Below are 25,113 nucleotides of genomic sequence, written 5' to 3'. Positions count from 1 at the left end.
GTGGCCCGGTTCCCTTCCGAATCGCCGGGGGAGCCGGGCCATCGCTCTTTGTCGGGGGCATGATCGTTTTGTGGGGGATGTGTGCGGGAGTTCGCGCGGAGGGGGCGGCTGTTCCGGGTTGTGGGGTTCCACCCGTCACGCCGGCAGCTCTACCTCACCAGTGAGGCGCTGGCGCCGAGTACGAGGTGATGGGCGATCGGGAGGCTCTGTACGACGCGTCTCTGCCCTGGCCGCCAGAGTTCCCCGCGCAGTGGGGGACCGTCGGCTGAAACCACTGAGGGCGCCCCCCCGTCCAACAGGGAGCGCCCTCAGGGTCGTTCAGGCCGGGATCAGTCCGTCGGGGTGCCCGCGATGTGGTGGACGCGGAGCATGTTCGTGGTGCCGGGGACGCCGGGCGGGGAGCCGGCGGTGATGATGACCGTGTCGCCGGGGGTGAAGCGGTTGATCTTGGCGATCTCCTGGTCGACCATCTCGACCATTTCGTCGGTGGAGTTGACGAAGGGGACCACGTGGGACTCGACGCCCCAGCTCAGGGTGAGCTGGTTGCGGGTGTTCTCGTCCGTGGTGAAGGCGATGATGGGCTGCTGGGCGCGGTAGCGGGACAGGCGGCGGGCCGTGTCGCCGGACTGCGTGAAGGCGACCAGGCCACGGCCACCGAGGAAGTCGGCGATCTCGCAGGCGGCGCGGGCGACGGAACCACCCTGCGTGCGCGGCTTCTTGCCGGGGACGAGGGGCTGGAGGCCCTTGGAGAGGAGCTCCTGCTCGGCCGCCGTGACGATCTTCGACATCGTCTTGACGGTCTCGATCGGGTACGCGCCGACGGAGGACTCGGCGGACAGCATGACCGCGTCCGCCCCGTCGAGGATCGCGTTGGCGACGTCGGACGCCTCGGCGCGGGTCGGCCGGGAGTTGGTGATCATCGACTCCATCATCTGGGTCGCGACGATCACCGGCTTCGCGTTGCGCCGGCACAGCTCGATGAGCCGCTTCTGCACCATGGGGACCTTCTCGAGCGGGTACTCGACGGCGAGGTCGCCACGGGCGACCATCACGCCGTCGAACGCCATCACGACGTCCTCCATGTTCTCCACCGCCTGCGGCTTCTCCACCTTGGCGATGACGGGGACGCGGCGCCCCTCCTCGTCCATCACGCGGTGGACGTCGGCGACGTCCTTCGCGTCGCGGACGAAGGACAGCGCGACCATGTCGCAGCCCATGCGCAGCGCGAAGCGCAGGTCCTCGATGTCCTTGTCGGACAGCGCGGGCACGTTCACCGCGGCGCCCGGCAGGTTGATGCCCTTGTGGTCGGAGATGACGCCGCCCTCGACGACGGTCGTCCGCACCCGGGGCCCGTCCACCGCGAGGACCTTCAGCTCGACGTTGCCGTCGTTGATGAGGATCTGGTCGCCGGGCGCCACGTCACCGGGCAGGCCCTTGTACGTCGTACCGCAGATCGTCTTGTCGCCCGGGACGTCCTCGGCGGTGATGGTGAACTCGTCACCGCGCACCAGCTCGACGGGGCCCTCGGCGAAGGTCTCCAGGCGGATCTTGGGGCCCTGGAGGTCGGCGAGGACGCCGATCGCGCGGCCGGCCTCCTTGGAGGCGGCGCGGACCCGGTCGTACCGGCCCTGGTGCTCGGCGTGGGAGCCGTGGCTGAAGTTGAAACGGGCCACGTTCATGCCGGCCTCGATCAGCGACACCAGCTGGTCGTGGGAGTCGACCGCGGGGCCGAGAGTACAGACGATTTTCGAACGGCGCATGAGTCGATCCTATCGGTTTGTTTCGCTACGGAATATTCCGTCTGGCGGAATGTACAAATGGGCGGGTTCGCGCTCAGTTGCCTACCGACGGGTCCGGATTTCCAGCACCGGTTCCGACGACGGCGTACGTCTGTGTCGCTATCTCCAGTTCCTCGTCCGTCGGCACGACGGCCACCGCCACCCGCGCACCCTCCGGCGAGATCAGCCGCGACCCGTCGCCGCGTACGGCGTTGCGCGCCGGGTCCACCGCGAGGCCGAGCCCCTCCAGGCCCGCCAGCGCCGCCGCCCGCACCTCCGCCGCGTTCTCCCCGACCCCGGCCGTGAACGCGACGGCGTCGACCTTTCCGAGCACCGCGTAATACGCCCCGATGTACTTCTTCAGCCGGTGGACGTAGATCTCGAAGGCGAGTTCCGCCGCCTGGTCGCCCGCGTCGATACGCCGCCGGATCTCCCGCATGTCGTTGTCGCCGCAGAGCCCGACGAGCCCGCTCCTCTTGTTGAGGAGAGTGTCGATGTCGTCCGTGGACATTCCGCCAACCCGCGCCAAATGGAAGATGACGGCGGGGTCCAGGTCACCGGAACGCGTACCCATCACGAGCCCCTCCAAAGGCGTCAGCCCCATCGAGGTGTCCACGCACCGCCCGCCCCGCACGGCGGACGCCGACGCCCCGTTGCCCAGGTGCAGCACGATCACGTTCACCTCCTCCGGCGCCTTCCCCAGCAACTCGGCCGTCGCCCGGGACACGTACGCGTGCGACGTGCCGTGGAAGCCGTAGCGGCGGATGCGGTGCTCGTCCGCCGTCGCCACGTCGATCGCGTACCGGGCCGCCGACTCCGGCATCGTCGTGTGGAACGCCGTGTCGAAGACGGCGACCTGCGGGAGGTCCGGGCGCAGCGCCTGGGCCGTGCGGATGCCCGTCAGGTTCGCCGGGTTGTGCAGCGGGGCGACCGGGATGAGGCGCTCGATCTCCGCGAGCACGGCCTCGTCGATCACCGTCGGCTGCGTGAACGTCTGGCCGCCGTGCACCACGCGGTGGCCGATCGCCGCCAGCTCGGGGGAGTCGAGGCCCAGGCCGTCCGCCGCCAGCTCCTCGGCGACGGACTTCAGCGCCGCCCCGTGGTCCGGGATCGGGCCGGTGCGCTCGCGCGTGACGTCGCTCGTCAGGTCCGTGTGCTTCAGGCGGGACGTCTCCTCGCCGATCCGCTCCACCAGGCCCGCCGCCAGACGGCTGCCGTCGGCCATGTCGAGGAGCTGGTACTTGACCGACGAGGAGCCGGAGTTGAGGACGAGGACACGGGTCGCGGTCACTGGGCTGCCTTCTCTGCGAGCGGGGTCTGGGCCTGGATCGCCGTGATGGCGACGGTGTTGACGATGTCCTGGACCAGCGCGCCCCGGGACAGGTCGTTGACCGGCTTGCGCAGCCCCTGGAGGACGGGCCCGACCGCGATCGCGCCGGCCGACCGCTGCACCGCCTTGTACGTGTTGTTGCCGGTGTTGAGGTCCGGGAAGATCAGCACCGTCGCCTGCCCCGCCACCTCCGAGCCGGGCAGCTTGGTCGCCGCGACCGTCGGCTCCACCGCCGCGTCGTACTGGATCGGCCCCTCGATCTTCAGGTCGGGACGGCGCGCGCGCACCAGCTCGGTCGCCGCGCGGACCTTGTCGACGTCCGCGCCCGAACCGGACGTCCCCGTCGAGTACGACAGCATCGCGATCCGGGGTTCCACACCGAACTGCGACGCCGTCGCCGCCGCCTGGATCGCGATGTCCGCGAGCTGCTCGGCGTCCGGGTCGGGGTTCACCGCGCAGTCGCCGTACACCAGGACCTTGTCGGCGAGGCACATGAAGAACACCGACGACACGATCGACGCCTCGGGCTTCGTCTTGATGATCTCGAAGGACGGGCGGATCGTGGCCGCCGTGGAGTGGACCGAGCCGGAGACCATGCCGTCGGCCAGGCCCTCCTTCACCATCAGCGTGCCGAAGTAGTTGACGTCCGAGACGACGTCGTACGCCAGCTCGGCCGTCACGCCCTTGTGCGCGCGCAGGGACGCGTACGTCTCCGCGAAGGCGTCCCGCAGCTCGCTCGTCGCCGGGTCGATCAGCTGGGCGTCGCCGAGGTCGATGCCCAGGTCGGCGGCCTTCTTGCGGATCTGGTCGACCGGGCCCAGGAGCGTCAGGTCGCACACCGCGCGGCGCAGCAGGACCTCCGCCGCGTGCAGGACGCGCTCCTCCGTGCCCTCCGGGAGGACGACGCGGCGGCGGTCCGAGCGGGCCTGCTCCAGGAGCTTGTGCTCGAACATCATCGGCGTCACGCGGTCGCTGCTCGGGGCGGAGACGCGGGTGAGCAGGTCGGCGGTGTCGACGTACCGCTCGAACAGGCCGAGCGCAGTCTCCGCCTTGCGCGGGGTGGCCGCGCCGAGCTTGCCCTCCAGGGAGAAGAGCTGCTCGGCGGTCGGGAAGCTGTTCCCTCGCACGGACAGCACCGGCGTACCCGGCGCGAGGCGCGCCGCCAGCGTCAGGATGTGCTCGTCCGGCACCTCGTCCAGCGTCAGCAGCACGCCCGCGATCGGCGGGGTCCCGGCGCTGTGCGCGGCCAGTGCGCCGACGACCAGGTCCGCGCGGTCGCCCGGCGTCACCACCAGGCACCCCGGGGTCAGGGCCGCGAGGAAGTTCGGCAGCATCGCGCCGCCGAAGACGAAACCGAGCGCGTCGCGGGCGAGCCCCGAGTCGTCGCCCAGCAGGACCCGCGCGCCCAGCGCGTGCTGCACCTGGGAGACTGTCGGCGCGGAGAGCGCCGGCTCGTCCGGCAGGACGTGACACGGCACCGGGAGCCTGTTCGCGAGGCGGTCGGCTATCTCGTCACGGTCCTCGCGGGCCACCCTGTTCACGACCATCGCCAGCACGTCGCAGCCCAGGCCGTCGTACGCGCGGAACGCGTTGTGGGTCTCCGCGCGCACCGACTCCGCGGTCTGCCGACGGCCGCCGACCACCGGGATCACCGACGCGCCGAACTCGTTCGCCAGGCGGGCGTTCAGCGACAGTTCGTCCGGGAACTGGGTGTCCGCGTAGTCCGTGCCGAGGACCAGGACGACGTCGTACTCCCGCGCGACCTTGTGGAAGCGGTCCACCAGCGTCGACACCAGCTCGTCCGTGCCCCGCTCGGCCTGGAGCGTCGACGCCTCGTGGTAGTCCATGCCGTACACCGACGACGGGTCCTGCGCCAGGCGGTAGCGGGCGCGCAGGAGCTCGAAGAGGCGGTCCGGGCCGTCGTGGACCAGCGGGCGGAACACGCCCACGCGGTCCACCTGGCGGGTCAGCAGCTCCATGACCCCCAGCTCGACGACCTGGCGGCCGTCGCCGCGGTCGATCCCGGTCACGTACACGCTGCGCGTCACCCGTCGTCTCCATTTCTTCGGTCTGTTGTGAGGGGATCGTTCCGGGCGGCCCGATCGGTTCACGAAGAGTCACCCACACAGGTGAGCAGAACCCTCTTGACAATACCCTTGGGCCTGGATAAGGCGCCCGCCAGTCCAAGGGCGGACACAGCGGCATGAAAGAATCCAAGAAGTCTCATCGGTACCCATCAGCGAGCAGGAGACACAGCACGATGCGCATCGGAGTACTCACAGCGGGCGGCGACTGCCCCGGCCTGAACGCAGTGATCCGGTCGGTCGTGCACCGGGCGATCGACAACTACGGCGACGAGGTCATCGGCTTCGAGGACGGCTACTCCGGCCTCCTCGACGGCCGCTACCGCGCCCTCGACCTGGAGTCCGTCAGCGGCATCCTCGCCCTCGGCGGCACCATCCTCGGCTCGTCCCGCCTGGAGCGCGACCGCCTGCGCGAGGCGTGCGAGAACGCCTCCGACATGATCCACGAGTTCGGCATCGACGCGCTCATCCCCATCGGCGGCGAAGGCACCCTCACCGCCGCGCGCATGCTGTCCGACGCCGGCCTTCCCGTCGTCGGCGTACCGAAAACCATCGACAACGACATCTCCTCCACCGACCGCACCTTCGGCTTCGACACCGCCGTCGGCGTCGCCACGGAGGCCATGGACCGCCTGAAGACCACCGCCGAGTCCCACCAGCGCGTCATGGTCGTCGAGGTCATGGGCCGGCACGCCGGGTGGATCGCCCTCGAATCCGGCATGGCCGCCGGCGCGCACGGCATCTGCCTCCCCGAGCGGCCCTTCGACCCCGCCGACCTCGTCAAGATGGTCGAGGAGCGCTTCGCGCGCGGCAAGAAGTTCGCCGTCATCTGCGTCGCCGAGGGCGCCCACCCCGCCGAGGGCTCCATGGACTACGGCAAGGGCGCCATCGACCAGTTCGGCCACGAACGCTTCCAGGGCATCGGTACGGCGCTCGCGCGCGAGCTGGAGCGGCGGCTCGGCAAGGAGGCGCGGCCGGTGATCCTCGGGCACGTCCAGCGCGGGGGGACCCCCACCGCGTACGACCGCGTCCTGGCCACCCGCTTCGGGTGGCACGCCGTCGAGGCCGCGCACCGGGGGGAGTTCGGCCGGATGACCGCCCTGCGCGGCACCGACGTCGTCATGGTCCCGCTCGCCGAGGCGGTCACCGAGCTGAAGCGCGTCCCCGTCGACCGGATGGACGAGGCCGAGTCGGTCTTCTAGGCGCCGCTTTCGGGCAGGCTTCGTGCATGGACGCTCTGTACGAAGCCGGCGGCACCCTCGACGAACACGCCCGCGCGCGCCTTCTGGCCCCCAACTTCTGGCACCTCGCCACGGTCGGGCCGGACGGCGCGCCTCAAGTCTCGCCCATGTGGGCGGACTTGGTGGATGACCATGTGGTCGTCAACACGTCCATCGGGCGGGTGAAGGAGCGGAACCTGCGGCGCAATCCGTGGGTTTCGCTGTCCCATCACGATCCGCAGAATCCGTACGACCGGGTGGAGATCCGGGGGCGGGTGGTGCGGTTCGTGGAGGGGGAGGAGGCGGAGCGGGGGATGGACCGGCTCACTCAGAAGTATCTGGGGGTGGAGCGGTATCCGTGGTTGATGGAGGGGGAGCGGAGGGTGGGGCTGGTGATTGAGCCGGTGCGGGTGCGGCATGTGGTGGGGGTGGAGCCGTTTCCGGTGGGGTCAGGGGGGTAGGGCGGCGGCTCGGGTACGGGCTTGTGCGGCTTCGGTGGGGGAGTTGGCCAGGGTGTACGCCTCGGCGGCCTCCAGGAGGAGGGCGCGTGTGTCGGTGGCCGGGCTGACCTCGGCCAGGGCTTCGAGGGTGGAGCCGACCCAGTACCAGTTCTCGAACTCCCGGTAGAGCTCCAACGCTTCGCTGTACGCCTCGATCGCTTCCTCGGTCCGTCCGGCCGCGCGCAGACTGCCACCGAGGTAGTAGAGAAGCAGTGCCATGCCCACCCGGTCCGCGACGGCCTGGAACAGTTCACGGGAACGGATGTGGGCGTCGATCGCTTCGTCCGTCCGTCCGATCCTCAGGAGAGAGATGCCGACGTTGATCAGTGTTCTCGCCTCATTGAGGAGGCTCCCGCCAGCCTGGAATAGATCCCTCGCCTTCATGCCGGCGTCCAGAGCCTCCTCGTTCAGGCCTGCCTCGGTAAGTGCCGCGCTGAGGTTGGACCATGCCATGGCGGCGGTGCTGCGGCGTCCCCCGGCAGCCTGGAACAGGTGGAGCGAGCGCGTGTGGGCGTCGACCGATTCCTCGTACCGGCCGGTCCGGAACAGGCCGGTGCCGAGGTTTCCCCACGCAATGGCCTCGGTGTAGGGGTCCCCCATGCGCTGTGCGGCTTCCTTCGCGGCCCGGCTCACAGCGACCATGTCCTCGTAGTACCGCCGCCAGTCCAGGTACGTCCACAACAGCCAGACCAGTTCCGCCACCTGAATCGCATGTTGTTCCTCGCGGGCCCATTCCGCCACCGCGACGAGTCCCGCACGTTCGCTGTCACACCACGCGAGAGCCTCCTCCCGGCTCCCCAGCAACTCGGGTACGTCCTTCCGGGGCCGCCACTGGAGCCAAGCGTCGGCCGCCCCCAACCACCGTGTGTAGTACGCCAGAAGCCGTTCCCGAGCCGCCCCCGCCTCCCCCTCCTCCACCACCCCCACCCCGAACGCCCGCACCAGGTCGTGCACCCGCCACCGATCGGCCTGCCCCTCGACCACGGAGACCAGACACCGCGCGGCGAGGTCCTCCAGCAGACCGGTCACCGTCCTGGCGGGGAGGTCGGCCAGAGCCGCGACGGACCCCGTTCCGGTCTCCGCTCCCGGTGCCAGGCACAACAACCGCAGCAGGCGGGCGAGTTCGGGTGGCAGTCGGCGGTACGAGGTCTCAAGTACCGGGCGTAGAACGAGAGAACGGCCGTAGAGGTCCGTGCCCGGGCAGGCGTTGTCGAGGACGGTCGCCGCGTCGCCGGTCTCGCGGATCTCGGTCACCAGGGACGCGATGTCCCTGGTCCGGCGTCGGCGGAGCATCGCCGCCGCGATCTGGAGGGCCAGCGGCAAGTGGCCGCACAGGTCGGTGAGTTCGCGGAGTTGGTGTGGCTCCCGCTGGGGTCGGTCGTCGCGTTCGTCCGTGGTGTGGAGGGCGTGGGTGATGAGGGCGACGGAGTCGTCCGGGGCCAGGGTCTCCAGGTCGATCAGGCGGAGGGGGAGGGAATCGGGGCGGTCGCGGGAGGTGATCAGGATGCGGTGGTGGGCGGTGCTCCGGAGGAGGGGGAGGTATTGGGACGGGTCGGAGGCGTTGTCCAGGATCAGGAGGGTTCGCGGGGCACGGGTCGCCAACAGGTTGGCGTACCGGTCGTGTTGGCGCTCCGGTGTGGGCGGGAGGTCCTGGCCCTGTACGCCCAGCGCGTCGAGCAGCGCCAGGATCGCCTGGTCCGCCGTGACCGGGTCGTCGTCGTAACCCCGTAGGTCTACGAACAGGGTCCCTCCGGGGAACCAGCCGTCGGCCCGGGCCTGGTGGGCCGCCTCGACCGCCAGAGCCGTTTTGCCGATGCCCCCCATACCCGTGACCGCGAAGTTCAGGACCGGGTGGGAGGGCGAGTCCGGGGCCAAGTGGGGGAGGAGGCGGGCCAGTTCGGTGGTGCGGCCGGTGAAGCCCGGTGGGCGGGGTGGGAGGGTCGTGGTCGCTCGGGGGACCGGGCCGTGTCTACGGGGTGCCGGTCTGTTTTCCGGTGACCGGGCCGTAGAAGGTGCCGCCGCTGAAGTCGATGTGGTCGCCGGAGTAGGTGGGGCCTCCGCTTTTGGAGCCCTCCTGGGGGGTACGCGGCTGGTGTTTGCGCAGGACGGTGATCGCCACCTTCGCCGCCTGCTCCGCCGCGTGTTCCTGGGAGCCCGAGGCGTCGGCCTCGTGTTTGGCGGGGTTCGCGAAGTCGCTGATGCCGCGGATCACCAGGGCGTCCAACTGGCCGCTGAGGTGGGCCGCGTGGGAGGCGCCGGAGCCTTCCATCTCGATGGCGTAGGCGTCGCTGTAGGAGCGGCGGATGCGGGCGGCGAAGTCGGAGCGCTGGTCGGCGAGGACCACGTCGCCGCAGGCGATCGGCTTGCGGTGGCCCCGTACGTCCGGGCGCAGGTCGCGCAGGGCCGAGCGGGCCGCCTGGACGAGGGCGTGGGAGCCGTGCCAGCTCTCCGGGCGCTCCAGGTGGCCCTCGGGGGTGAGTTTGCCGCCCTGGACGGCGTACACCTTCGTGCCCACGACGACGTCGCCGAGTTCCAGGTCGTCCTTCAGGCCGCCCGCCACGCCCACGAACAGGAGGGCCTCGGGGCGGAGTTCGTTGATGATCTGCTTCGCGAGGATCGCCGTCGTGAGGGCGCCCTCGCCGAGTTCCGCGAGGGCGAGGGTCCAGTCCGTGCCCTCAAGTCGGCCTTGTTCCAGGCGGGTTCCGTCGGGCAGCGTGATCTCCGTCGGGTCGTTCAGGTACGGGTGCACGGCGTCGTACTCGACGGGCAGGGCGGTGAGGATCACGGCTGTGTGCGGCACGCCTTTAAGGTACTGCCAAGTCGTCGGGGGAACGGGGTAGGACGGGAATGTCGGAACAAGACGTGAGTGCGGGGCAGTTGCTGCTCGCGGAGTACGAGAGCATCAAGGACGAGCAGAAGGCCCGGATCGGGTTCCGGGACAATCTGCTGTACGTGACGCTGACCGTCGTCGCGGCCGTCATCGCCGCCGCGGCTCAGGCCAAGCGGGTGGAGATGCTGCTCGCGCTGCCGCCGGTGTGTGTGGTGCTGGGGTGGACGTACCTGGTCAACGACGAGAAGATCTCGGCGATCGGGCGGTATGTGCGGGAGGAGTTGGGGCCTCGGCTCTCCGAACTCGCCGTGCCCGGCGGGGGGTTCACCGCGTTCGGGTGGGAGGTCGCGCATCGGGGGGATGCCCGGCGCACGTCCCGTAAGCGGGTTCAACTGGCCGTGGATCTCCTGGCGTTCTGCGTCGTGCCGCTCGCCGCGCTGATCGTGTTCTGGGTGGGGGCGAGCGGGGAGCCGTTGCTCGTGGCGCTGTCGGCCGTGGAGGCGTTGACCGTGGCGGGGCTGGGGGCTCAGGTCGTGGTGTACGCGCGGTGAGGGCCGGAGCCCTTCACCGCCGGTCTCCCCGAACCCACCGATAGACCAGCTCCGGCCGCCCCACCTGGCCGTACAGGGGCTGCCGCTCCGCCCGCCCCGCCTCCACCAGGTGCTCCAGGTACCGCCGGGCGGTGATCCGCGAGATGCCCACCGCCTCGGCGACCCCCGCCGCGGTCAGCCCCTCGCCGGCCTCCCGGAGCGCGCCCGTGACCCGCTCCAGCGTCGGCCCGCTCAGCCCTTTCGGCAGTGCGGCGGGGCTCGGCGCCCGGAGCGCGGCCAAGGCCCGGTCCACCTCGTCCTGGCCGCTCGCCTCCCCGGCCGCGCCACGGAACTCCGCGTACCGCACCAGACGGTCCCGCAGCGTCGCGAAGGTGAACGGTTTCAGCACGTACTGCACGACGCCCAGCGAAACCCCCTCCCGCACCACCGTGAGATCCCGGGCGGACGTCACCGCGATCACGTCCGCGTGGTACCCGGCGGCGCGCAGGGAGCGGGCGAGCTGCAACCCGTGCCCGTCCGGGAGGTGGAGGTCGAGGAGCAGCAGATCCACCGGCGTACGGTCGAGCTGGCGCCGCGCCTCGGCGCCCGTGTGGGCCTTGCCCACGGCGACGAACCCGGGCACCCGCCCCACGTACAGCACATGCGCGTCCGCGGCGACAGGGTCGTCCTCGACGACGAGGACACGGATCGGCTCCGCTCCCGTACTCATGCTCCGCCTCCAGAAACCGGCGCGCGCAAGGGCAGGCGCACCACGAACTCCGCGCCACCCCCCTCGGCGGCGGACACCGACAGCGTCCCGTCATGCCGGTGCACGGCCTGTCGTACCAGAGCGAGGCCGAGTCCGCGCCCCCCGGGGCCGGAGGGTTTCGTGGTGAAGCCGCGTTCGAAGACCTTCTCCGTGTCGCTGGGGTCGACGCCGGTGCCGGTGTCGGAGACGGACAGGACGAGTTCCGTGTCCGTTGTGTAAGCGGTTACGGAGACGCGCGCGCCGACGCTGCCCTGGGCCGCGTCGACCGCGTTGTCGATGAGGTTGCCGAGGATGGTGACGAGGTCGCGGGCGGGGAGGGAGTCGGGAAGGACGCCGTCGTCGAGGCGGCTGGACGGGGAGACCTCCAGCTCGACGCCCCGCTCGTTGGCCTGGGCGGTCTTCCCCAACAGCAGGGCGGCCAGGACGGGTTCGCTCACGGCGGCGACGACCTGGTCGGTGAGCGCCTGGGCCAACTCCAGTTCGGCGGTGGCGAATTCGACGGCCTCGTCGGCGCGGTTCAGCTCGATCAGCGAGACGACCGTGTGGAGCCGGTTCGCCGCCTCGTGGGCCTGCGAGCGCAGCGCCTGCGTGAAGCCGCGTTCGGAGTTCAACTCGCCCATGAGGGACTGGAGTTCGGTGACGTCGCGCAGCGTCACAACCGTACCGCGCCGCTCGCCGCCGGAGACGGGGGACGTGTTGACGACGAGGACGCGCTCGGCCGTGAGGTGGACCTCGTCGACGCGCGGCTCGGAGGCGAGGAGGGCGCCGGTGAGCGGGGCGGGCAGGCCGAGTTCGGCCACGGAGTCGCCCACGACGCGGGTGGGGCCGACGCCGAGCAGTTCGCGTGCGCCGTCGTTGATGAGGGCGACGCGGTACTGGCCGTCGAGCATGAGCAGCCCTTCGCGGACTGCGTGCAGGGCGGCCTGGTGGTAGTCGTGCATGGCGCTCAGCTCGCCGGCGTTCATGCCGTGGGTGTGGCGGCGCAGGCGCGCGTTGATGACGTACGTACCGATGCCGCCGAGGGCGAGGGCGCCGGCGGCCACGCCGAGGAGGGCGGTGACCTGCTCCTGTACGCGCTTGCTGATGACCTCGATCTTGATGCCGGCGCTCACCAGGCCGATGATCTGATCATCGGCTCCCTTTGTGGCCGCACCCTTGGCGTTCGCCGCCTCCGCCGCGTCGCTCGCCCAGATCGGCGTCACCGCTCTGACCGACTCGCCCAGCGTCCCCGTGTACTTCTCCGTGAACGACTGACCCCGCAGCGCCCGCTCGATGTGCCCCAGGAACTTCTGCCCGATCTGCGTGCGGTCCGGATGCGTCCACCGGATCCCCCGCGGATTCATGATCGTGACGAAGTCGACCTCGGTGTCCTTCATGACCTTCAGCGCGTACGGCTGGAGCCGCGCCGAGGTGTCCCCCGTACCGATCGCCTCCCGCACCGACGGGGAATCGGCCACCGACCGCGCGACGGCCATCGCCTGGCGGCGCGCCGCGTCCTCCGCCTGGCGCTCGTCGCTGATGTAGCTGAACAGCGCGTACCCGGCCACGACCACCGCGATCAGCACCGCCTGCATGCCGAAGAGCTGGCCTGCGAGGCTGCGGGGACGGGGGACGCGGAGGTGCATATGGCCAGTCTGCCTTCCGTCCGTGGCGTGAACTAAATGAACGGAAGGGTGACCGCCCTCACAGGGCGGGAGATAGTCACCGCATTCCCTTATCTCCCCGGACCGTGAGCCGCACGCCGGTGTGATGCCGACGAAGACGTCAAGGAGGGCAGCCGTGGCCGCCAGCACCCCCGATACGGCACCTGCCGCTCCCGCTGCGAAGCGGGACCGCACCCACTATCTCTACATCGCCGTGATCGCGGCGGTCGCCCTCGGTATCGCCGTCGGTCTGATCGCCCCCGACTTCGCCGTCGAGCTGAAGCCGATCGGGACCGGGTTCGTCAACCTGATCAAGATGATGATCTCGCCGATCATCTTCTGCACGATCGTGCTGGGCATCGGGTCCGTCCGCAAGGCCGCCAAGGTCGGCGCGGTCGGCGGGATCGCGCTCGGCTACTTCGTGGTCATGTCGTTCGCGGCGCTGGCCATCGGCCTGGTCGTCGGCAACATCCTGGAGCCCGGCAGCGGTCTGCACATCACCGAGGCGGTCCGGGAGTCCGGCCAGTCGCAGGTGTCGGCGGAGGCCAAGGACACCACCGAGTTCCTGCTCGGGATCATCCCCAAGACGATCGTCTCCGCGTTCACCGAGGGCGAGGTCCTCCAGACCCTCTTCGTCGCCCTGCTGTGCGGTTTCGCCCTCCAGGCGATGGGGAAGGCCGGCCAGCCGGTCCTGCGCGGCGTCGAGCACATCCAGCGCCTCGTCTTCCGCGTCCTCGCGATGATCATGTGGGCCGCCCCGGTCGGCGCGTTCGGCGCGATGGCCGCCGTCACCGGTTCGGCCGGTGTCGACGCGCTGAAGAGCCTCGCCGTCCTGATGGTCGGCTTCTACATCACCTGCTTCCTCTTCGTCTTCGTCGTCCTCGGTACGATCCTGAAGATCGTCACCGGCCTCAACATCTTCTCCCTCTTCAAGTACCTGGGTCGCGAGTTCCTGCTGATCCTGTCCACCTCCTCCTCCGAGTCGGCGCTGCCGCGGCTCATCGCGAAGATGGAGCACCTGGGCGTCAGCAAGCCGGTCGTCGGCATCACCGTTCCGACCGGTTACTCCTTCAACCTCGACGGCACCATGATCTACATGACCATGGCGTCCCTGTTCATCGCCGACGCCATGGGTACGCCGATGGCCGTCAGCGAGCAGATCCCGCTGCTGCTCTTCCTGTTCGTCGCCTCCAAGGGCGCGGCGGGCGTCACCGGCGCCGGTCTCGCGACCCTCGCGGGCGGCCTCCAGTCCCACAAGCCGGCCCTCGTCGACGGCATGGGCCTCATCGTCGGCATCGACCGCTTCATGAGCGAGGCCCGCGCCCTCACGAACTTCGCGGGCAACGCCGTCGCCACGGTCCTCATCGGCACCTGGACCAAGGAGATCGACAAGGACCGCGTCCGCCAGGTCCTCGCGGGCGGCCTCCCCTTCGACGAGAAGACCCTCCTCGACGACCACGCCTCGGTCGTCCCGGACGACGAGACCGACGAGCACCCGGCGGCCTCCGGCGAGAAGGAACTCGCCAAGGCGTGAACGCCCGCTGAGGCCGGGGCGTACCCCCTGCCTCCGAGACCCCGGGTGCCCGGCCCCGCCTGAACCGGGGCCGGACACCCGGTAGCTGGAACACAGAAACCCCGGACCACCCAGGTCCGGGGTTTCTGCATGAGGTCGCTGTGCCGTACGGCATCTCGCCCTCTCCCGCGACGACGGCGCCGCGTGATGGAATCCGGGGCAGGGCAGCCGAGACCGAGAGCATGCGCGACCACTGGTGGTGGCGCCCCGGTTGGACCGTCGGGCGCCGCTTCTACACCTGGCACCTGACCTTCGCGGGACAGACCGACGTACACCGTCTCGCCCGGCAGTACCGAACGGCCCTCGCCCCCTGTGGAGACGCCCTCACTCCGATTCCCGACCGATGGCTTCACCTGACCATGCAGGGCATCGGCTTCACCGACGAGGTCGACGAGAGGGACGTCCGTGCCGTCGTCGCGGCGGCCCGTGGCCACCTCGCCCGCGTCCCTGCCTTCGACGTCCGGATCGGTTCGGCCGTCCTGGACCCGGAAGCCGTGCTCCTGCCGGTCCGACCCGACGGCCCGGTCCGCGCTGTCCGGGACTCCGTCCGGGCCGCGATCGGGGACGTTCTCCCCGAAGTCCCCGAGAAGCAGGCCGGGTTCGCCCCGCACGTCTCCGTGGCCTACAGCGCCGGTGACGGGCCGGCGGAGCCGGTCTCCCGCTCCCTCGCCGGCTTCGAGCCCACTCCCGCACAAGCGCACATCTCCAGCGCCGAGTTGATCGTCCTGCACCGAGATCATCGGATGTACGAGTGGGAGACGTACGCCGAAGTACCGCTCGCCTGAGCCCGGACGCCGCGCCGGACGGAAGAGACGTGCCGCTCCCCTCCGGTGGGAAGCGGCACGTCGGATCGGCCCGAGGGTCAGCGTGTCCCGCTGGCGGCGGGCTCCTCGACCTCGGCGGGAGTTTCAGCAACCGTTTCCACAACGGCCTCCTCGCCGGCGCCCTCACTCCCCTTACGCGGCAGCAGCAACGTCACCACCACCGTCCCCACCCCGAGGATCACCGCCCCGATCAGGCTCGTGTGCGCCACCGCGTCCGAGAAGGACGACCCCACCGCGTCCGCCATCTGCCGCGCCCCGTGCGCGAGTTCACCCGCCTGGGCCTTCAACTGCGCTGCCTGCTGAGGGTCGGTGGCGTGGGCGGCCCGCGCCGCGAGCTGCTGGGCCTGCTCGGCGACGCCCTGCGCGACGGCGTACCCCGCGCCCACCGAATCCTGGGCCGTGGCAAGGGCGTCGGCCGGTACGCCGCTGCCCTTCGCGGCCGTCGACAGGTGGTCGGAGTACGAAGTCGCCAGCAGGGAACCGAGGACGGCGATGCCGAGGGAGCCGCCGAGTTCGAGGGACGTGTCGTTGACCGCGCCCCCGACGCCGAGTTCGGACTCGGGGAAGGCGCCCATGATGGCGTCGGTGCAGGGGGAGAGCGCGAGGCCGATCGCGAGGCCGAGAATGACGAGGGGCGCGACCAAGTCCCCGTACGTGGAAGAGGAGTTGACCTGAGTCAGCAGCGCGAGGGCCGTCGTACCGCCCAGCATGCCCGCTCCGACCGTCCACTTCATGCCGAGGCGCGGGGTGAAGACGGCGGTGAGGGCCGAGCCGGCGAACACCGCGCCGGCCAGCGGCAGCATGCGGACGCCGGTGTCGAACGCGTCGTAGCCCAGGACGAATTGGAGGTGCTGGGTGAGGTAGTAGAAGGCGCCGAAGACCGCGAGGAAGAAGAGCGCGACGGCGAGGTTGGACCCGGCGAAGCGGCGGTTCTTGAAGCGGCGGACGTCCACGATGGGGTGCGGCGTACGCAACTCCCAGACGACGAAGGCGAAAAGGCCCGCCACCGCCACGACCGCGGCCGTGATCGCCTTCGCGTGCCAGCCGAAGTGCGGCCCCTCGATGATCATGTAGATGAGCGCGGCGATCCAGACGACGGACAGCAGGCCGCCGACGTAGTCGATACGGCCCTTGCCGCCCGCCTTGGACGGCGGGACCAGGGCGAGGGCGCCGACGATGGCGAGCGCGGCGATGGGGACGTTGATGAGGAACGTCGAGGCCCAGCCGTGGTGCTCCAGGAGGGCGCCCGCGACGAGGGGCCCGGCGGCGATGGCGAGGCCCGCCGTGGCCGTCCAGAGGGTGATCGCCTTGGCGCGTTCGGCGCGCGGGAAGGTCGCCGCGAGCAGTGAGAGCGTGGCCGGCATGATCATGGCGGCGCCCACGCCCATGATCGCGCGGGCCGCGATGACGGTTCCCGGGGAGTCCGCGACGTTCCCGAACACCGCGCCGCCGCCGAAGATCACGAGGCCGAGGACGAGGGCGCCGCGCCGGCTGTACTTGTCGCCGATCGCGCCGAGTACGAGCATCAGGGCGGCGTACGGGACGGTGTAGCCGTCGATCACCCATTGCAGGTCGGCGCTGGAAAGTCCCAGGTCACGGGTCATGTCGGGGGCGGCGACCGTGAGGGCCGTGTTGGCCATCACGATGATCAGCAGGCTGAGGCAGAGCACGAGGAGGGCCCACCAGCGGCGCGCGTAGGGCCGCTCCATCTCCTCGACCGGTTGGTTCATGACGAGTCGCACGGGGTTCGCCTTCTTCAGAGCTCGGGACGGGATTGCGCATCGCTGAGCAATTGCACAACACTGTGAAAGTTACCCCGACTGCACAGCAGTGTGCAACTCGATCCGCACACTGCCGCGCAGATCACAGAGAGGCACAATGGCCGCCATGACCCCCGCGAGCCCGCCACCGACCCCGGCCGACACCCACACCCCCCGCACCGGCGCCGCAGGCACCCGCGCCGACGCCAACCGCCGCCGCATCCTCGACGTCGCCCTCGCGGAACTGCTGCGCGACCCCGACGCCTCGATGGACCAGATCGCGCGCGCGGCAGGCGTCGTACGGCGGACCGTGTACGGCCACTTCCCGAGCCGCGAGGCGCTGATCGCGACGCTCGTCGACGGCGCCGTGGAGTCGGTGACGGCGGTGCACGACAGGGCGCACGAGGGGGTGGACGACCCGCTGGAGGCGTGCGCCCGGTCCCTGCTGGCCGTCTGGACGATCGCCGACCGCTACCGGCTGCTGGTGGCGCTCGCGCAGCGGACGGTCACCATGCAGGGCATCCGCGAGCGGCTCAGCCCCTTGCGCGAGACGACCGTACAGACGATTCAACTCGCCCTGGACGAAGGAGTGTTCGTCTCACCGCTCAACGCGTCCGCGCTCGCCTACGTGCACGAGCAGATCCTGTTCGGGCTGATGGAGGCGGTCAACGACGGGCACCTCGACGCGGGCGAGGCGGGGCGGTCGGCGGCGGTGACCGTCCTGACGGCTTCGGGGGTGCCGGCGGGGGTGGCGGCGGGGGTGGTCGGGAAGATCGCCGCCTGACGGACACGGCGAGCGCGACGAGCCCTCCGCCAGGCGTCCGGTGTGGTCTCCAAGCCGTACTCGTATCCGACGGCCGGCCTGGTTCCTCGCGCAGGAGACGCTGCCCCGGCACCAGACGGTGACACTGATCGGCACGGAGCATCCGTTCTCACGTCGAGTTCTCACCTGCGCCCACTAGCGTCCCGCCCCGTGAACAAGCAGAGCGTGGAGGCGCGGGGGATGAAGGTCGACTGGGATCGGCGGACGTGTGCGCGGAAGGGGCATGTGACGTACGCGCCCGACGAGGGCCGGTTCGCGGAGCGGTTGCGGGCGGTGACCGCGCTCGGGGACGCGTGGCGGTGTCTGCGGTGCGGGGACTTCGCGTTGGGGGAGCCGCAGGGGAGGGGGCCGGCGGTCGAGGCGCCGCTGGTGGCGCGGGGGAAGGTGTTGCGGGATCTGTTCGTTCTGCGGTTCCTGGCGGTGGAGCGGGCCGTGCGGGGCGTGTTCATCGTGCTGGTCGCGGTCGCCGTGTGGAAGTTCAGCAACAGCCAGGACGCCGTGCGGAGGCTGTTCGACGAGTACCTCGACGTCTTCCGGCCGGTCTTCCGGCACTTCCACTACGACCTCGACCATTCCCCGGTCGTCGGCTCCGTCCAGAAGGTGTTCGGGTACAAGCACAGCACCCTCGTCCTCGTCGCCGCCCTGCTCCTCGCCTACGCGCTGATCGAACTCGTCGAGGCGGTCGGGCTCTGGTACGCGAAGCGGTGGGCGGAGTATCTGACGGTGGTGGCGACCGCCGCGTTCCTGCCCCTTGAGATCTACGAACTCACCGAGCGGGTCAGCTGGTTGAAGATCGCGACGCTGGTGCTGAACCTGCTGGCGGTGCTGTACATCGCCGTCGCGAAGAGGCTGTTCGGATTGCGGGGCGGGCGCGAGGCGTTCGAGGAGGAGCGGCAGAGCGCGTCGCTGCTGGAGGTGGAGGAGTCGGCGGGGGTGCCGGCCTGAGGGGGGCCGGCCCGCCGCCGACAGGGATGGCCGCGGGCCGGCCGTACGACGGATCAGACGGTGTACGCGGTCCAGCCGATCGTCTCCGCGGCGTGCAGGCCGTTGCTCTTGACGCCCTCACCGAAGAGTTCGTTGATGCGGATGAGGAAGCCGGTCTCGCTCACGTCGGCCAGGCGCACGCCGGGAGTGTCCGCGCCGTTGAAGGTCTGCACCGTGGTCTGCACGATGACGACCGAACCGGCCGGGAACGGGGCGGGGAAGTCGACCCGGGTGAAGGTGCTGGTGTTGCCGCTCTTCGTCTCGACGGGGTCGTCCGACGACAGGTCCAGCTTGCCGGTCTGGATCATGCTCATGTCGCGTCTCCTTTGTCGCGAGAGGTCGTGCGAGGCACACCGGGAGCCTGTCCATGGATCGCCGGTTCCCACCCGCCCGTGGGCGGATGGCGCGAACACCTCAGGTACGGCAATCAGATTTCACAGTGTGTCAAACAGGGATATTTTCGGCGCGCGCCTGCCCTGCCGCCGAGGACGAAGCCCCGGTCGGAGCGGACGTCCGCCCTCCGGACGCGGTGCGCCCCACCTGCCCCGACTTGGCAGGTTCGCCGCCGTTTCGACGAGGCATGTCGGCCCACCCCGCCCGCGCCGCTTGCCTTGACGTCCGCGTCAACCCCTACGTTCGTACCCATGCGAATCGGCGAGCTGGCCTCCCGCGTGGGTACGACGACCCGAACTCTCAGGTACTACGAGGCACGCGGACTGCTGCCCGCGAGGCGGGACGGGCAAGGGCATCGGGCGTACGACGAGTCGGACGTCCGGCTGCTTCAACAGATCCGTACGCTGCGGGACTTCGGGTTCGAGCTGGAGGAGACGCGGCCTTTTGTGGAGTGTCTGCGGGCCGGGCACCCGGAAGGGGATTCGTGTCCGGCGTCGCTGGCCGTGTACCGGCGCAAGCTGGCGGAACTCGACGCGCTGATCGGCGAGTTGGGGGCCGTCCGGGAGAAGGTCGCCGGGCAGCTGAAGCGCGCCGAGGAGGCCAAGGACGCGCTCGCCGCCGGAAACAGGGATCCAGAATGCGAATGGGGAGGCCGGGAATGGTGATCGACGTGACGGACGGGAATTTCGAGGACGAGGTGATCGGGTCCGAGCTGCCGGTGCTCGTGGAGTTCACGGCGTCCTGGTGTCCGCCGTGCCACCAGATGAAGCCGGTGCTGAAGGCGCTGGCGGAGGAGGAGGGCGAGCGCCTCAAGGTCGTACAACTGGACGTCGATTCCCATCCGTTGACGACGCAGAAGTACAAAGTCCTTTCCATGCCGACGTTTATCGTGTTCCGCGACGGTGAACCGGTGAAAGCGATGGTCGGGGCGCGGGCGAAGAGGAAGCTGCTGGCCGAGTTGGCGGACGTCCTTCTGCTCAGGAGTGCATAAAGATTGAACGATGCGGCTTTGCGTCGGTTTTACTTGGCCATCCCGGGTGGGGAGCTATACATTTCAAGCACATCGGCCGTGGGAGCCCTCCCACGGGAATTCCGATGTGTGTGTCACCCCCCACGAATCCCCCCACTCGGGAAAGGCCCTTTGCATGAAGTCGCTTAAAAAGGGATAGTTTCACTTTATGGTGCGTGACTGAGTCGACGTCAAAGTGCCTGTGTGTACGGGTGGTTGGCCTGGCGTAGATCGCTTGGCAAGGGGAGTTGCTTTAACTATCTTATACCTGGAGTTGGGCAACGCCGGAGGAAATCACTTCGCCGTGCGTTGCTGTTTTCCGCATTCCCCCCACCTATCCCCCCACAGACGAAGGGCCGTAAAGTGAAACTGAAGTTCGCGACCGCGGCGGCGACCGGACTCGCGGTGGTCGGCACCCTGCTGACCGGAGCCCAGAGCGCGAGCGCGGCGGACTGGTACGACCAGTCGGCGCTGCTCACCTCGTGCGAGCAGGACGTGGACGGCCTCGGCAAGGCCGACCGGTGTCGTTTCGAGCCCCACAAGCGCACGGTGTTCGCCGGTCCCGCCAAGCAGATCGGCTCGACCGTGCACGCCTGCGGGACGCCGGTCACGATGGGCAGGCAGACCAGTGAGTCGCGCACCGAGGAGAACAGCGTCAGTGTCTCGGCGGGCGTCGAGGCCGGCCTGTCGAAGATCTTCAGCGCGTCCATCCAGACGTCGTACGGGCACAGCTGGTCGTACTCGATGACGGAGACGGAGGAGGTCAGCGCCGAGGTCCCGAAGTTCTCGATCGGTACGGTGACGCTGGCGCCCGCGATGCAGCGGGTCTCCGGGAAGATGATCATCAATTACCCGAAGCGCCGCCACGGCCACTTCGAGTGGTACGCCTATCCGACGCTCACCCAGTACAACCCGGACCAGATGGAGTACTCGACCGTCAGCATCCACACCCGGCCGATGAACGCCTCCGAGCGCTCCTCGATGTGCCCCAGCCATCCGACGGAGACGGAGGAGCCGGCGCCGTCCGCCAAGACGACGACGCTGCGGGTCGCGAAGGGTGACCACACGCAGGGCGCCGACCTGAGCGCGACCCCGGAGCACGCGGACGACTGACCCGACACCGCTCACGGAAAAACCCCCGAGTGTTTGCACTCGGGGGTTTTCTCGGCGTATATTCAATGATTCGCGACTTCCCTCGGGGAAGCGCAGAAGAAGCGTGATGAGCACAGTATATCCGGCCGGGAGTGGAATTGTCAAACACCGACTTTCAAGACGGTGAAATGCGCGCGGAACAGGAATTCATCGACGGGCTGTACGTGCGGGTGGACGCGCTGCGCGGTGACGCCGAGACCTCCGTCACGACGGCCCTCGCACAGGGCAACACCCCGATGCAGGCCAGGCTGGAGCGGGACATCCTGGTCGCCGAACGCTCGGGCCTGCTGGCCGCGCTGAACGCGGTGGACGGCTCGCTGTGCTTCGGCCGGATCGACCTCGCGAAGGGTGACGTCCACCACATCGGCCGCATCGGGCTGCGGCTGGACGACGCCGAACGCACCCCCGTCCTCATCGACTGGCGCGCCGACGTCGCCCGCCCCTTCTACCTCGCCACCGGCCACACCCCGATGGGCCTGCGCCGCCGCCGGCACATCACGACCGACGGCCGTACGGTGACGGCGCTGCACGACGAGATCCTCGACCTCGGCGACCACGAGCGCACCGGCCACGAGGACCCGACCGGCGACGCCGTCCTGCTCGCGGCGCTCGGCGCGGCCCGCACCGGCCGGATGAACGACATCGTGCAGACCATCCAGGCCGAACAGGACGAGATCATCCGCGCCCCGCACCGGGGCGTCCTGGTCGTCGAGGGCGGCCCCGGCACCGGCAAGACCGCCGTCGCCCTGCACCGCGCGGCCTATCTCCTGTACGAGCACCGGGAGTTGCTCGCCAAGCGGGCCGTCCTGATCGTCGGCCCCAACCCCGCCTTCCTCGGCTACATCGGCGAGGTCCTGCCCGCCCTCGGCGAGACCGGCGTGCTCCTCGCGACGGTCGGCGAGCTGTACCCCGGCGTGAAGGCGACGGCCACCGACACCCCCAAGGCGGCTGCGGTGAAGGGGAGTCCGGCCATGGCCGACGTCCTCGCCGCCGTCGTCCGCGACCGGCAGGCGCTGCCCGACCCGGTGATCGCCGTCGTCCACGACCGCGAAGTCCTCATGCTGGACGACGGGTTGGTGAAGGTCGCCCGCGAACGCACCCGCGCCGCCCGGCTCCCGCACAACGTGGCCCGCGAGCACTTCGAGGGCCACATCCTCAACACGCTGACCGAGATGTACGCCGAACGCGTCGGCACCGACCCCTACGACGGCAGCAGCCTCCTCGACGCCAGCGACCTCACGCAGATCCGCGACGAACTCGCCGAGAACCCCGAAGTCTGGTCCGCCATCGAGCGGTTGTGGCCCCTGCTCACCCCGCGCCGGGTCCTGGCCGACTTCCTCGCCGAGCCCGACGCCTACCTCCCCGACGAGGACGCCGACGCCGTACGCCGCCCCGTCACCCGGGCCTGGACCGTCGCGGACGTCCCCCTGCTCGACGAACTCGCCGAACTCCTCGGCGTGGACGAACGCCGGGCGCGGGAGCTGGCCGAGCGGGAACGGGAGGAGCAGGTCACGTACGCGCAGGGCGTGCTGGACGTCTCGTACGCGTCCCGGACCTACGAGTTCGACGACAAGGACGAGGAGGACTCCGAGGTGCTGTCGGCGCACGACATCATCGACGCCGAGCGATTCGCCGAGCGGCAGGAGGAGGAGGACTTCCGCAGCGCCGCCGAGCGCGCGGCGGCCGACCGGACCTGGGCGTTCGGGCACATCATCGTCGACGAGGCGCAGGAACTCTCCCCGATGGCCTGGCGGTTGCTCATGCGGCGCAGCCCGACGAGGTCGATGACCCTGGTCGGCGACCCCGCGCAGACCGCCGAGGCGGCCGGCGTCGGCTCCTGGCAGGGCATCCTCGGACCGTACGTCGAGGACCGCTGGGAACACGCCCGGCTCGGCGTCAACTACCGTACGCCCGCCGAGATCATGGACGTCGCCGCGGCCGTCGTCCGCGCCGAACGCCCCGACTTCGAACCGCCGAAGTCCGTACGGGCGACGGGAGTCAGGCCCTGGTCCTGGCACACCGACGACCTGACGGCCGCCGTCTCGCGGGCCGTCGGCGAACTCACCCCGGCCGAGGGCAGGCTGGCGGTGATCGCGCCGCGCGCCCTGCACCAGGAGATCGCCGCCCGGCTCGACGGGGTGACGGCAGGCGAGGAACCCGACCTCACCCGGACCGTCGTCCTGCTCGACCCCCGGCAGTCCAAGGGCCTCGAATTCGACTCCGTCCTCGTCGTCGAACCCGGCGCGTACGGCACCAGCGACCTGTACGTGGCCCTCACCCGGGCCACCCAACGGCTCGGCGTGGTCCATACCAAAGAGCTGCCGGGAGCGCTCGCCGAGACGCTCGCGCCGCGAAGGATCACACCGGCGTAACAGTTCCTGTGAGCGTCACTGCGCGTGCATGGCCGGTGCGGTAAGCGTGTGCACTATGAACACCCCCGCGCACCCCACCCCACCGGCCGACCACCCCACCCTCGAATCCCTGGCCGTCGAGCCGCTGCTCACCTCCGAGTTCGACGCCGACCCCGGCGCCGTCTACACCCGGCTGCGCGGCACGTACGGCTCCGTCGCGCCCGTCGGGCTCATGGGAGTGCCGGTGTGGCTGGTCCTGGACTACCGGGACGTCCTGGAGGTGCTGCGCAACGAGAGCCAGTGGCGGCGCGACGTCCGCTACTGGCGAGCCCGCGCGCACGGTGAACTACCACCGGACTGGCCCCTGTTGGCCGGGTACGAGGTACGGCAGACCATGTTCATGGACGACGAGGAGCACCAGGCGGCCCGCCGCGTCCTGCACACCGCCCTCGGCCCCTTCCAGAACGCGCGCAGCCCCGAGGGGTGGGAACTGCGCTCGGCGGTCGCCAAGTACGCCGACGAACTCGTCGCGACGCTCGCCGCCGAGTCCGGCGCGACCGGGCACGTGGACCTCGGGGCGCAGTACACCCGGCCGCTGCTCCTCATGGTCACCACCAAGCTGTTCGGCTGCCCCGTCGACCTCGGCGACGAACTCGTCATGGACCTCTGGCGGATGCTCGACGGCGGACCCGACGCCGGGGTCGCCACCGCGCGGGCGCTCGGCGCGTTCACGCGGCTCGCCGCGCACCGCCGGGCCCGCCCCGGGGACGACCTCACGTCCTATCTCCTGCTCGCCGACCCGGAGTTGAGCGACGAGCAGCTCGGGCGGGAGCTGTTCATGCACGCCGTCTACCTGAACGACATCACCGGGAACATGGTCCTCAACACGCTCCTCGAAGTGCTGCGGGGCAACGCGACCGTCCGGCGCAGCCTGTCCGCCGGGCAGTTGGGGGAGACCGTGAACCGGGCGGCCCTCGCCAATCCGCCGGTCGCCAACATGTGCTTCCGGTTCGCGGCGCGGGACATGGGGCTCGGGAGCTATCTCATCCGGGCCGGCGACGTGGTGTGCCCGTCCGCCGCCGCCGCGCACCAGGATCTGCTCGCGATCGGGGCCTCGCACATGGTGGGGTCGACCGTCTCCACCCGGGCCCACCTCGGCTGGGGTGCCGGGCCCCACCAATGCCCCACCGCCGCCCGGGAGTTGGGGACGCTCATCGTCACCACCGCCGTCGGCAAGCTCTTCGACCACTTCGCCACCCTCGAACTCGCCCTCCCGCACGACCAGTTGCCCTGGCGGTCGGGCGCGGTCGTGCGGGGGCTGCGGGTCCTGCCGGTGCGGTACGAACTGGCGCCGGGGGCGGTACCCCGGCGGGTGGAGCCGGTACGGGAGGCCGGGGGCGAGGGCAAGGGGCTGCTGGGGGCGTTGCGGCGGATGATGTTCGGGTCGAAGAAGGAGGGATGAGGGGGTGCCCCTATCTCTTTCGTCAAGGGGCGGGTCGGTTGATTGGTGATGTTTCAGGCGGCTTGGGGGACGGCTTGAGGTTCGAAGAACGTGCCGTC

At 70.1% G+C, this 25,113-nt stretch carries 21 protein-coding genes; 12 read left to right on the top strand and 9 right to left on the bottom strand.

What is annotated here, in order from left to right; all coding sequences use genetic code 11:
* Positions 1–329: 329 nt before the first annotated feature.
* The 3 genes from pyk to pta form a co-directional block, all read right to left on the bottom strand.
* Positions 330–1,760 carry a pyruvate kinase gene (gene pyk / locus PV682_RS35790; protein WP_319735924.1) on the bottom strand — a complete coding sequence of 477 codons (1,431 nt, stop codon included), beginning with the start codon at positions 1,758–1,760 and terminating at the stop codon, positions 330–332.
* Between the two features lie 73 nt (positions 1,761–1,833).
* A complete protein-coding gene (locus PV682_RS35785) occupies positions 1,834–3,069 on the bottom strand; it encodes an acetate kinase (RefSeq protein WP_319735923.1) in 1,236 nt (411 codons plus the stop codon).
* Positions 3,066–5,156 (bottom strand): phosphate acetyltransferase, encoded by a 2,091-nt coding sequence (gene pta / locus PV682_RS35780; RefSeq protein WP_319735922.1) that lies wholly within the window; start codon positions 5,154–5,156, stop codon positions 3,066–3,068. The genes PV682_RS35785 and pta overlap by 4 nt, the downstream gene beginning before the upstream one ends.
* Before the next feature lie 212 nt (positions 5,157–5,368).
* Here pta and PV682_RS35775 point away from each other — a divergent pair, with 212 nt between their 5' ends.
* Together PV682_RS35775 and PV682_RS35770 are read left to right on the top strand one after the other, a co-directional pair.
* The gene (locus PV682_RS35775; RefSeq protein ID WP_109362723.1) at positions 5,369–6,394 is read left to right on the top strand and encodes an ATP-dependent 6-phosphofructokinase; all 1,026 of its coding nucleotides are present in this window, start codon (positions 5,369–5,371) and stop codon (positions 6,392–6,394) included.
* Between the two features lie 26 nt (positions 6,395–6,420).
* Complete coding sequence (locus PV682_RS35770) at positions 6,421–6,873, top strand: PPOX class F420-dependent oxidoreductase (protein ID WP_319735921.1); 453 nt, start codon at positions 6,421–6,423, stop codon at positions 6,871–6,873.
* Here PV682_RS35770 and PV682_RS35765 read toward each other — a convergent pair.
* Positions 6,862–8,736 (bottom strand): tetratricopeptide repeat protein, encoded by a 1,875-nt coding sequence (locus tag PV682_RS35765; protein ID WP_407705798.1) that lies wholly within the window; start codon positions 8,734–8,736, stop codon positions 6,862–6,864. The two genes, PV682_RS35770 and PV682_RS35765, sit on opposite strands and share 12 nt — an antisense overlap.
* Positions 8,737–8,881: 145 nt before the next feature.
* Positions 8,882–9,712, bottom strand: coding sequence for a 5'-methylthioadenosine/S-adenosylhomocysteine nucleosidase (locus tag PV682_RS35760; protein WP_319735919.1), 831 nt, complete (start codon positions 9,710–9,712; stop codon positions 8,882–8,884).
* Between the two features lie 47 nt (positions 9,713–9,759).
* Here PV682_RS35760 and PV682_RS35755 point away from each other — a divergent pair, with 47 nt between their 5' ends.
* Positions 9,760–10,293 (top strand): hypothetical protein, encoded by a 534-nt coding sequence (locus tag PV682_RS35755; RefSeq protein ID WP_319735918.1) that lies wholly within the window; start codon positions 9,760–9,762, stop codon positions 10,291–10,293.
* A gap of 13 nt (positions 10,294–10,306) precedes the next feature.
* Here the strand turns inward: PV682_RS35755 and PV682_RS35750 are convergent, their stop codons facing one another.
* The gene (locus tag PV682_RS35750; RefSeq protein WP_319735917.1) at positions 10,307–11,002 is read right to left on the bottom strand and encodes a response regulator; all 696 of its coding nucleotides are present in this window, start codon (positions 11,000–11,002) and stop codon (positions 10,307–10,309) included.
* Positions 10,999–12,666: a sensor histidine kinase gene (locus PV682_RS35745; protein WP_319735916.1), complete on the bottom strand. Its 1,668-nt coding sequence runs from the start codon at positions 12,664–12,666 to the stop codon at positions 10,999–11,001. Before PV682_RS35745 ends, PV682_RS35750 begins: the two co-directional genes overlap by 4 nt.
* 124 nt (positions 12,667–12,790) lie before the next feature.
* On the opposite strand from PV682_RS35745, the gene PV682_RS35740 reads away from it, so the two are divergent.
* The gene (locus PV682_RS35740) at positions 12,791–14,218 is read left to right on the top strand and encodes a cation:dicarboxylate symporter family transporter (protein WP_319735915.1); all 1,428 of its coding nucleotides are present in this window, start codon (positions 12,791–12,793) and stop codon (positions 14,216–14,218) included.
* A 221-nt stretch (positions 14,219–14,439) separates the two neighbouring features.
* Positions 14,440–15,042 carry a 2'-5' RNA ligase family protein gene (locus PV682_RS35735; protein WP_319735914.1) on the top strand — a complete coding sequence of 201 codons (603 nt, stop codon included), beginning with the start codon at positions 14,440–14,442 and terminating at the stop codon, positions 15,040–15,042.
* A 77-nt stretch (positions 15,043–15,119) separates the two neighbouring features.
* Here the strand turns inward: PV682_RS35735 and PV682_RS35730 are convergent, their stop codons facing one another.
* On the bottom strand, positions 15,120–16,823 hold the full coding sequence (locus tag PV682_RS35730) for an MFS transporter (protein ID WP_319735913.1): 1,704 nt from the start codon (positions 16,821–16,823) through the stop codon (positions 15,120–15,122).
* 136 nt (positions 16,824–16,959) lie between these two features.
* Here PV682_RS35730 and PV682_RS35725 point away from each other — a divergent pair, with 136 nt between their 5' ends.
* Entirely contained in the window at positions 16,960–17,625 is a 666-nt protein-coding gene (locus PV682_RS35725; RefSeq protein ID WP_319735912.1) for a TetR/AcrR family transcriptional regulator, read from the top strand.
* A gap of 219 nt (positions 17,626–17,844) precedes the next feature.
* Positions 17,845–18,609, top strand: a complete 765-nt coding sequence (locus PV682_RS35720; RefSeq protein WP_319735979.1) for a DUF2127 domain-containing protein — start codon at positions 17,845–17,847, stop codon at positions 18,607–18,609.
* 53 nt (positions 18,610–18,662) lie between these two features.
* On the opposite strand, the gene PV682_RS35715 is transcribed toward PV682_RS35720, so the two are convergent.
* Positions 18,663–18,962 carry a hypothetical protein gene (locus tag PV682_RS35715; protein ID WP_319735911.1) on the bottom strand — a complete coding sequence of 100 codons (300 nt, stop codon included), beginning with the start codon at positions 18,960–18,962 and terminating at the stop codon, positions 18,663–18,665.
* A gap of 330 nt (positions 18,963–19,292) precedes the next feature.
* Between PV682_RS35715 and PV682_RS35710 the strand changes: the two genes are divergently transcribed.
* The 5 genes from PV682_RS35710 (at position 19,293) to PV682_RS35690 (ending at position 25,015) form a co-directional block, all read left to right on the top strand.
* Positions 19,293–19,706 (top strand): MerR family transcriptional regulator, encoded by a 414-nt coding sequence (locus PV682_RS35710; RefSeq protein ID WP_055723207.1) that lies wholly within the window; start codon positions 19,293–19,295, stop codon positions 19,704–19,706.
* Positions 19,700–20,032, top strand: a complete 333-nt coding sequence (locus tag PV682_RS35705) for a thioredoxin family protein (RefSeq protein WP_319735910.1) — start codon at positions 19,700–19,702, stop codon at positions 20,030–20,032. The genes PV682_RS35710 and PV682_RS35705 overlap by 7 nt, the downstream gene beginning before the upstream one ends.
* A gap of 381 nt (positions 20,033–20,413) precedes the next feature.
* Entirely contained in the window at positions 20,414–21,163 is a 750-nt protein-coding gene (locus tag PV682_RS35700; RefSeq protein WP_319735909.1) for a hypothetical protein, read from the top strand.
* 167 nt (positions 21,164–21,330) lie between these two features.
* Entirely contained in the window at positions 21,331–23,574 is a 2,244-nt protein-coding gene (locus PV682_RS35695; protein ID WP_319735908.1) for a HelD family protein, read from the top strand.
* Positions 23,575–23,629: 55 nt separating this feature from the next.
* Positions 23,630–25,015, top strand: coding sequence for a cytochrome P450 family protein (locus PV682_RS35690; RefSeq protein ID WP_319735907.1), 1,386 nt, complete (start codon positions 23,630–23,632; stop codon positions 25,013–25,015).
* Positions 25,016–25,113 lie beyond the last annotated feature (98 nt).

The organism is Streptomyces niveiscabiei (assembly GCF_033794345.1).
Lineage (GTDB): Bacteria > Actinomycetota > Actinomycetes > Streptomycetales > Streptomycetaceae > Streptomyces > Streptomyces niveiscabiei.
The sequence above is the reverse complement of the archived record's forward strand: the minus strand, read 5'-3'. Positions and strand labels throughout refer to the sequence as shown.

Bases quoted from the DNA above. Each gene is read 5' to 3' on its own strand.
- PV682_RS35750 (WP_319735917.1), bottom strand. From the start codon at position 11,002: ATGAGTACGGGAGCGGAGCCGATCCGTGTCCTCGTCGTCGAGGACGAC.
- PV682_RS35735 (WP_319735914.1), top strand. From the start codon at position 14,440: ATGCGCGACCACTGGTGGTGGCGCCCCGGTTGGACCGTCGGGCGCCGC.
- PV682_RS35745 (WP_319735916.1), bottom strand. From the start codon at position 12,666: ATGCACCTCCGCGTCCCCCGTCCCCGCAGCCTCGCAGGCCAGCTCTTC.
- PV682_RS35775 (WP_109362723.1), top strand. From the start codon at position 5,369: ATGCGCATCGGAGTACTCACAGCGGGCGGCGACTGCCCCGGCCTGAAC.
- PV682_RS35695 (WP_319735908.1), top strand. From the start codon at position 21,331: ATGCGCGCGGAACAGGAATTCATCGACGGGCTGTACGTGCGGGTGGAC.
- PV682_RS35755 (WP_319735918.1), top strand. From the start codon at position 9,760: ATGTCGGAACAAGACGTGAGTGCGGGGCAGTTGCTGCTCGCGGAGTAC.
- PV682_RS35770 (WP_319735921.1), top strand. From the start codon at position 6,421: ATGGACGCTCTGTACGAAGCCGGCGGCACCCTCGACGAACACGCCCGC.
- PV682_RS35690 (WP_319735907.1), top strand. From the start codon at position 23,630: ATGAACACCCCCGCGCACCCCACCCCACCGGCCGACCACCCCACCCTC.
- PV682_RS35765 (WP_407705798.1), bottom strand. From the start codon at position 8,736: ATGGGGGGCATCGGCAAAACGGCTCTGGCGGTCGAGGCGGCCCACCAG.
- PV682_RS35725 (WP_319735912.1), top strand. From the start codon at position 16,960: ATGGCCGCCATGACCCCCGCGAGCCCGCCACCGACCCCGGCCGACACC.
- PV682_RS35715 (WP_319735911.1), bottom strand. From the start codon at position 18,962: ATGAGCATGATCCAGACCGGCAAGCTGGACCTGTCGTCGGACGACCCC.
- PV682_RS35710 (WP_055723207.1), top strand. From the start codon at position 19,293: ATGCGAATCGGCGAGCTGGCCTCCCGCGTGGGTACGACGACCCGAACT.
- PV682_RS35740 (WP_319735915.1), top strand. From the start codon at position 12,791: ATGCCGACGAAGACGTCAAGGAGGGCAGCCGTGGCCGCCAGCACCCCC.
- pyk (WP_319735924.1), bottom strand. From the start codon at position 1,760: ATGCGCCGTTCGAAAATCGTCTGTACTCTCGGCCCCGCGGTCGACTCC.
- PV682_RS35705 (WP_319735910.1), top strand. From the start codon at position 19,700: ATGGTGATCGACGTGACGGACGGGAATTTCGAGGACGAGGTGATCGGG.
- PV682_RS35720 (WP_319735979.1), top strand. From the start codon at position 17,845: ATGAAGGTCGACTGGGATCGGCGGACGTGTGCGCGGAAGGGGCATGTG.